Source organism: Frankia sp. CoWAU3, from assembly GCF_977971855.1.
In genome coordinates, this window is record NZ_CDWWXB010000107.1 from 3,977 (window position 1) to 11,289 (window position 7,313).

Consider the following 7,313-nt stretch of genomic DNA (forward strand, 5'->3'; position numbering starts at 1 on the left):
CGTGCAGCGTAGCTGCCGCGCGACTGCCAGGCCGACGGCGTCGTCGTGTCGGTAGGGATTGCCGATCCCGATGACGGTCAGCCGTGTTCGATGTGGAGAGTCAGGAAGTGGGTCGCACATGAGATGCAGGGGTCGTAGTTGCGGATGGCCCGTTCGCAGCGCAGGGCGAGTTCGGGCTCCGGCAGGTTCATGAAGCGTTCCACCACACCGCGCAGGTCTTCTTCGATCGGACGTTGGTTCTGGGCGGTTGGTGGCACGATCTTTGCGTCGAGGATGGTGCCGTTGTGGTCGATCGTGTAGCGGTGGTAGAGCAGGCCGCGGGGTGCCTCCGTGACCCCGTATCCGGTTCCCGCCCGGGGCGGGGCCTCCAGCGCGGAGGGGTCGGGCTCGGTGTAGTCCGCGATGATCCGCAGCGCCTCGTCGGCGGCGTGGACCATCTCGATGCAGCGCACGATGATGCTGCGGTAGGGGTTGCGCTCCGGTGGGCGCAGGCCGATCTCGGCGGCGGTCTCGCGGGCGGCGGGCGCCAGCCGCTCCGCGCCCAGCGCGAAGCGAGCCAGCGGTCCGGTGAGGTAGGAGCCGCCCGCGGCCAGGGTCGAGTGCAGGGCGTTCGACCAGGGCACCTGTTCTTCGGTGAAGTGCCGGTCGTAGTCGGCCGGGGCGATGTCGAGGCCAGCGGTGGAGGCGATCCGGCCGCGCTCAACGGGGTATTCGCCAGGTTGGTGGAGCGCGACGAAGGTCTGGTGGAGTTCGTCTTCGGGGAAGTCCAGGGCGGCGGTGAAGCGGGCGGTGTCCCGGGCGATGTCCCGCGCCTGTTCCAGTTGCCCGACGAGCTCGGTCAGGTCACGCCGGCGTGGTGCCCGGTACCAGCCGCCGACCCGCGCGTTGACGGGGTGGATCGCGCGGCCGCCGATGACCGTCATGAGCGTGTTGCCGGCCTTCTTCAGCGTGAGTCCCAGCTTGACCAGGGCGGGCTGGTCCTGGGCAAGATGCAGTGCGCTGTCGTAGCCGAGGAAGTCCGGCAGGTGCAGCAGGAAGACGTGTAGTGCGTGACTCTCGATCCATTCGCCGCAGTAGATGAGCCGCCGTAGGGCGGCGGGTGGGCCGGTGACCGTGGTGTCGCAGATTTGTTCGATGGCCGCCAGCGCGCTCATCTGGTAGGCGACCGGGCAGATGCCGCAGATCCGGGCGGTGATGTCGGGTGGCTCGGTGTAGGCCCGGCCGCGGAGGAACGCCTCAAAGAAGCGCGGCGGTTCGAAGATCTTCAGGTGGGCCTCGTCCACCCGCCCGTCGGTGATCTTGATTAGCAGCCTTCCTTCGCCCTCGACCCTGGTGAGTGGGGGAGGTGCGATGGTCCTAGTCGCGCGCATCGGTCTCACCGCTTCCCGAACCCTCGCCGGGGGCGTCGCGGAATGCCGGCGCGGCGGTGTTGAACGTCCGGAACACTCGGTCGACGTTGTCCTCGTTCATCCCGAGGACCCGTAGCTGGCGGATCAACGCGGGGGTGTTGGGGCTCTCCATCGGGCCGAAACAGCCGTAGCAGCCGCGGTGATAGGCCGGGCAGATCGCACCGCATCCGGCATGCGTGACGGGGCCGAGGCACGGCGTGCCGTGCGCGACCATCACGCACACCGTCCCCCGCCGTTTGCATTCGGTGCAGACGGAGGACGAGGAGATGTTCGGGCGTCGGCGAGCGAGGAACGCGCTGATGACTTCGAGGAGCTGGCGAGGGTTGATCGGGCAGCCCTGGAGTTCGAAGTCCACCCGGACGTGCGTGGAGATCGGGGTGGAGGTCGCCAACGTCGAGACGTACGCCGGGGTGGCGTAGACGGCCGCGAGGAAGTCACCGACGTCGGCGAAGTTGCGGAGCGCCTGGATGCCGCCGGCGGTCGCGCAGGCGCCTATTGTGACCAGACGCCGGGACGCGGCCCGGACCTGGTGGATGCGTTCCACGTCCTGTTCGGTGGTGACCGAGCCCTCGACGAGGGAGAGGTCGTAGGGACCGTCGACGGTCGCGCTGGATGCCTCCAGGAAGTAGGAGACGTCGATCTCGCCGGCGAGCGAGAGCAGCTCATCTTCGCAGTCGAGCAGGGTGAGCTGGCACCCGTCGCAGGAGGCGAACTTCCAGACGGCGAGCCGGGGCCTGGCTGGGCTGGTCGGCGTCGGCGTCGGCGTCGGCATCGGCGTAGGCATCGGCATCACAGCTCCCGGACGGCGAGCAACGGTTCCAGGCGGTCGTAGCCGCAGACCTGTCCGTCCAGACAGAGCATCAGCGGGCCGAGCTGGCAGCGGCCGCAGTGACCGAGGCCGCAGTGACCGAGGCCGCAGTGCATGTTGCGTTCCATGGACAGGTGGATGCGGTCGGCGAGTACGCCGGCGTCGACCAGGGCCCGTGCGGTCAGCCGCATCATGATCTCGGGTCCGCAGGTGAACGCGACGGTTCTGGCCGGATCGAAACGCACGTGCGGGAGGAGGGTGGTGACGACGCCGACCCGGCCGTCCCATCCGGGCCGCGCACCGTCGACGGTCACCAGGGCTTGGAGGTCGGTGCGGTCCTGCCAACCGGCCAGTTCCCGGCGGTAGAGGATGTCCGCGGGTATACGGGTGCCGACGAGCACGACCACGTTGCCGTAGTCGGCGCGCCGTCGCAGGATCTGCCGGACGACCGGCCGCAGCGGCGCCAGCCCGAGCCCGCCCGCGACCACGACGACGTCCAGCCCGGCTGCGGCGCCTACCGGCCAGCCTCGCCCGAACGGGCCACGCACCCCGAGGACGTCGCCCGGGCGGGACGCGCAGATCGCTTCCGTCACCGCGCCGACCGCTCGGACGGTGTGCACAAGCAGGCTGTCGGTACCAGCCGTCACGGAGTCGTCGCCCGCCACGGATTCGTCGCCCATCGCCGGGTCGCAGCCCGTCACGGACAGAGGGACCTCGCCGACGCCGAAAGCGTAGACCATGGTGAACTGGCCGGGTGCGGCGATGATCGGAACGTCGGAGAGCGGCGCGAGTTCCAGGGTCCACGTGTCACCCGTCTCCTGGTGGCGGCGGGTCACCCGGAACGGCCGAGGGGTCATCTCCCCGGCCGCGCCGTCAGCCCTGGCCCGGGTTTGCGTAGACATCGAGCAGCCGCAACCGGGTGGCCTGCAGGCGCTCGATGAGCACCTGCGCAAGGTGGGACAGCACGTCGTAGCCCAGCGCCGGGTCCTGGGAGAACTTCTCGCGTAGGCAGGCACCGTCGATGGCGGTGGCGCGGACCAGCGAGAGGGCACGGGCGTCGAAATGGAGCCGGTACGGCGGGAACAGCCAGGACCAGCCCACCACATTGCCGGCTCCGACGGTCTCGATGGGGACCAGACCCCGGGTCTGGACGAAGGTTTCGATCGCGACCGTGCCGTGCCGGATGACGTAGAGAGTGTCGGCCGGGTCGCCTTCCCGCAGGAGTACGTCGCCCGGGCGGAAGATGGCGTGCCGGGCGCACCCGGCGAGGAGGGCGAGGTGGTCCGGGTGCATACCGGCGAAGACGCCGACCTCGCCGAGCGGTGCCTCAACCAACGTCATCGCCGGCCACGGAGTTCGCTCGAATGGCGGTCAGTTCCTCGGTGACGTCGATGCCGACGGGACACCAGGTGATGCACCGTCCGCAGCCGACGCATCCGGACGTTCCGAACTGGTCGTGCCAGGTGCCGAACTTGTGGGTCAACCACTGGCGGTAGCGGGAGCGTCCGGAGGCACGGACGTTGCCGCCGTGGAGGTAGGAGTGGTCCAGCGAGAAGCAGGACTCCCAGCTGCGCCAGCGCTCCGCCTCACTTCCGGTGAGGTCGCTGACGTCCTCCACCGAGGTGCAGAAGCAGGTTGGGCACACCATCGTGCAGTTGCCGCAGCTCAGGCACCGCTGCGCCACCTCGTCCCACCGTGGATGTTCGAGGTTGTCCGCGAGCAGGTCACGCAGGTCGGCCGCGTCGACGGTGCGTCCCATCCGGTCGGCCGCCCCATCCACGGCCGCCTGGGCCGCGCTCCGGTCGGCGGCTTCGCCCGGGCGCCCCGCCAGCTCGCCCAGTATCTCGACGCCCCGGGGGTGCCCGCCTCGACGAGCAGCCGGTGGTCACCGGCCAGGACTTCGCTGAGGACCAGGTCGTAGCCCTCCCGCACCGCCGGGCCCGTGTTCATCGATACGCAGAAGCAGGTCCCACCCGGCTCGTGGCAGTTCACCGCGACGATGAACACATCGCTGCGGCGAGCAGCGTAGTCGCGGTCGGCGTGGCGCCCCCCGAGCAGGATCCGGTCCTGGGTCGCGATGGCCTGCAGCTCACAGGAACGGACGCCGAGGAATGCCACCGCTGCCCGCGGTAGCGGTTCCTCCGCCACCTCGAAGCCGCCGTCCCCGAAGCCGCCATCGCCGTGGCGGCGGGTCGTCAGCAGGCGCAGCCGGGGCGGCAGCAGGTTCTGCTTCCACGAATGCGGCCCCACTGCGTAACCGAACAGCGCTGCGTCGCGACGACGCTCGAGCCGGTAACGACCCGCCTCCTGGACATCGGTCCACCCCACCGGGAGCTGCGCCGCGCTACTGATCTCGTCGTACACGATCGCGCCATCCCGCACCGTCGGGCCGACGACCTGGTACCCGCGTGCACGCAGCACGTCGACGAGCGTCCCGAGCACCGCCGGCTCGACGACGAGCTCGGCCACACCTGCGTCCGTCATCCCACCCTCCGCTCCCCGGACAGCGGTAACCTTCTGTGTCGAGTTCCATACCCCTGGGTGCCGTCGGGGAACATGCGCTTCAGGTGGGGATCCCCGCCCTGGTAGCGATGGACGCCGCGGACGGCCCGACCGCGATCCGCGCCGCCGGCGGCGGGTTGTCGACCGGGTCCTGCGGGGATGTGCCCGTCGTCCTGGCGCCGCGGCGGCTGGAGCCGAAGACTGGACGGCATGAAGTCGTCGGCTGATCCCTGGGACAGGCCGGTACGGGTCGTAGGTGCCGCCGGTGGGGTGCTGTGGCGGCCCACGCGGGACGGGCGGCAGATCGCGGTCGTGCACCGGCCGCGGTATGACGACTGGTCCCTGCCCAAGGGCAAGCTGCGTCGGCGGGAACATCCGTTGCTCGGTGCGTTGCGGGAGGTCGAGGAGGAGACTGGTTACCGGGCCTGGCTCGGGCCCCCGCTCGGCGAGTACCGCTACCTGACGGACGGCGGCAGGACGGTGAAGACGGTCCGGTACTGGGCGATGCAGGCCCGTTCCGGCACGTTCGTCCCCACCCGGGAGGTGGACAGGCTTGCCTGGCTGGCGAAGGGGGATGCGGCGCGCCGGGCCAGCTACGACACCGACCGCCACGTGCTCGCCGAGTTTGGTCGGCTGCCGGCGGGTCGGCTGCCGGCGCCGACGGCCGCACTCGTCGTCATCCGTCACGCTCGGGCCGCCCACCATCGGCGCTGGGACGGGCCTGACCAGCTACGCCCGCTCGATGAGCGCGGCCGGGCCCAGGCGAACGCACTGGTGCCGCTGCTGACCAGCCTGGGGATTCGCCTGCTGATCAGCGCCGACCTGCCCTGCTGCACCGCCACGCTCGCCCCGTACGCACGCGCGGCCGGGCTTGCCATCGAACCGGAGCCGGCGCTGGCGGACACCGGCTATCCCGGATCGGAGGCGAGGGTGATCGCTACCTTGATGGGGCTCGCGGCGTCCGGGACTCCGACGGCGATCTGTAGCCAGCGCACCATCGTTGCCGACCTGCTCCGACGACTCCTGGACGGCTGGTGCTGGCCGATCCCGGACCAGCTCGGGGTACGGGAGGGCGGCTTCTGGCTGCTGCACTGCCCTCCCGGCAGGCTGGTCGCAGCGGAACGTCACGATCCCTTAGCATGATTAGCCTGACGGTGCGTGTTTGTCACGCATGCAGGGTTGAACCCGTCGTCCTTTTCAGCCGGTGCCGCTGCGGGCCTCCTCGGGAGGGTGGCGGACCTCGGCGTCCGGTCCCGGGTAGACGAAGCTGACGTGCCCGGTGTCGGACCAGCGGACGGTGAACGGTGGGTCGCCGGCAGGCGAGCGCACCTCAAGGATCTCCCCAAGGCGGTCCGGTTGCGTGACGGTGGGACGGTGGACAACCAGGGTGTCGCCGGGATGGGCGCGCATCGCCCTACGCCGGGGCGGCAGTTCGAGCGCCAGCTCGACGGGCTCCTCGCCGGTGGTAGCCAGCGGTGGGGCCTCGCGGTGGGGGGCAAAGACCTCATCGGCGAGCGGGTGTACCAGCTCGGCCATCTCGTGCTCGGTGCGGATGAGCAGATCGTCGACGGACAGCAGGCCGACGAGCCGGCGGCCGTCGACGACCGGGAGCCGGCGGATCGCGTGGTCACGGAAGATTTCGTAGGCCCGTTCGAGGTCAACGCCGGACGGTACGGTGATGACCTCGGTGGTCATGAGGGCGTCGATCCGGCTGTCCGTCGGGATACCGCGGGCAACGCCGCGTAGCACGATGTCGCGGTCGGTGACGATCCCGACCAGGCGGTCGTTCTCCATGACGAGGAGCGCGCCCACGCCCTGCCGTTCCATCTGCGCCGCCGCGTCCCGAACCGTGGTGGACCGCTCCACGGTGACCGGCCGCCGGACGATCGTGCTACGGATGTCGGCCATGCTTACCCCTCCAGGAAGGTGCTCGCCCCGGGCAGTGACCCCTGGCCCCAGCCCCGCGCCAGCCGCGCAGCCCCGCCGCGGACGTCCGCGCCTGTGACCTGGGCCGACAACAGATCGGACCAGTTCCGCCGAGGGCGCTGGCGTTCCATGCTCGCCATCTGGTTGTTCCGTCCTGGCAGCAGGCAGCTGCCCGGCCCAGCCGGCGCCACACACGCCCGCCTGCCGGACGCCGCCGGCCCGTTGTAGACGGGCCCAGATTCCACCGGATGAGCGTCGCCGGACGGTCGCCGAGTCGCGCGGGTAGGGTCACAATCTTCTCTTCTCCCTAGAAGAATGCAGATCATCACCCAGCGTGTCCATTCTGACCACTTTCAGTCTCTACCCACGCCTGGCTCGCCCGAACCACGGACCGGCCAGATCCAGGCCCACGACGGGCTAGTGCAGCGCCGGCCGCTCCACCTCGGCAGGACGCCGATGATCGCCATCTATCCGCTCAGGTGCGCGCTTCCCCCGGTCGGATCACCCCCACGGGCGTGGGGAGGACCGCGGTGGTACCGGCCCGGCAGAGCGGGCAGGCACAGTAGTGACCAAAGCTTCACCGTATGCTTTCGCCTGGATCAGGGTTTCGACATGAAACTGCTCGCTACGCGGCACCGGGCATCCCTCCACCTGGCACCCGCCACCCC

General features: G+C 70.2%; 9 protein-coding genes. 2 read left to right on the forward strand and 7 right to left on the reverse strand.

What is annotated here, in order from left to right; translation table 11 throughout:
* Window positions 1-77: 77 nt before the first annotated feature.
* Genes AC08ON_RS11125 through AC08ON_RS11150 form a run of 6 tightly spaced genes read right to left on the reverse strand, consistent with a single transcriptional unit; the run spans window position 78 to window position 4,701 of the window.
* Window positions 78-1,370 (reverse strand): Ni/Fe hydrogenase subunit alpha, encoded by a 1,293-nt coding sequence (locus AC08ON_RS11125; RefSeq protein ID WP_476607554.1) that lies wholly within the window; start codon window positions 1,368-1,370, stop codon window positions 78-80.
* Entirely contained in the window at window positions 1,357-2,199 is an 843-nt protein-coding gene (locus tag AC08ON_RS11130; protein WP_476607553.1) for an NADH-quinone oxidoreductase subunit B family protein, read from the reverse strand. The genes AC08ON_RS11125 and AC08ON_RS11130 overlap by 14 nt, the downstream gene beginning before the upstream one ends.
* Window positions 2,199-3,119, reverse strand: coding sequence for an FAD/NAD(P)-binding protein (locus AC08ON_RS11135; protein WP_476616916.1), 921 nt, complete (start codon window positions 3,117-3,119; stop codon window positions 2,199-2,201). Before AC08ON_RS11135 ends, AC08ON_RS11130 begins: the two co-directional genes overlap by 1 nt.
* Window positions 3,091-3,558, reverse strand: coding sequence for a cyclic nucleotide-binding domain-containing protein (locus AC08ON_RS11140; RefSeq protein ID WP_085015231.1), 468 nt, complete (start codon window positions 3,556-3,558; stop codon window positions 3,091-3,093). The genes AC08ON_RS11135 and AC08ON_RS11140 overlap by 29 nt, the downstream gene beginning before the upstream one ends.
* Window positions 3,545-3,976 (reverse strand): 4Fe-4S dicluster domain-containing protein, encoded by a 432-nt coding sequence (locus tag AC08ON_RS11145; protein ID WP_476616917.1) that lies wholly within the window; start codon window positions 3,974-3,976, stop codon window positions 3,545-3,547. Before AC08ON_RS11145 ends, AC08ON_RS11140 begins: the two co-directional genes overlap by 14 nt.
* The gene (locus tag AC08ON_RS11150; protein WP_476607550.1) at window positions 3,883-4,701 is read right to left on the reverse strand and encodes a hypothetical protein; all 819 of its coding nucleotides are present in this window, start codon (window positions 4,699-4,701) and stop codon (window positions 3,883-3,885) included. Before AC08ON_RS11150 ends, AC08ON_RS11145 begins: the two co-directional genes overlap by 94 nt.
* A 35-nt stretch (window positions 4,702-4,736) precedes the next feature.
* Here AC08ON_RS11150 and AC08ON_RS11155 point away from each other — a divergent pair, with 35 nt between their 5' ends.
* Together AC08ON_RS11155 and AC08ON_RS11160 are read left to right on the forward strand one after the other, a co-directional pair.
* Window positions 4,737-4,946 carry a hypothetical protein gene (locus tag AC08ON_RS11155; protein ID WP_476607549.1) on the forward strand — a complete coding sequence of 70 codons (210 nt, stop codon included), beginning with the start codon at window positions 4,737-4,739 and terminating at the stop codon, window positions 4,944-4,946.
* Window positions 4,930-5,862, forward strand: a complete 933-nt coding sequence (locus AC08ON_RS11160; RefSeq protein WP_476607548.1) for an NUDIX domain-containing protein — start codon at window positions 4,930-4,932, stop codon at window positions 5,860-5,862. The genes AC08ON_RS11155 and AC08ON_RS11160 overlap by 17 nt, the downstream gene beginning before the upstream one ends.
* A 54-nt stretch (window positions 5,863-5,916) precedes the next feature.
* On the opposite strand, the gene AC08ON_RS11165 is transcribed toward AC08ON_RS11160, so the two are convergent.
* Window positions 5,917-6,627: a DUF1918 domain-containing protein gene (locus AC08ON_RS11165; RefSeq protein WP_085015229.1), complete on the reverse strand. Its 711-nt coding sequence runs from the start codon at window positions 6,625-6,627 to the stop codon at window positions 5,917-5,919.
* Between the last annotated feature and the right edge of the window lie 686 nt (window positions 6,628-7,313).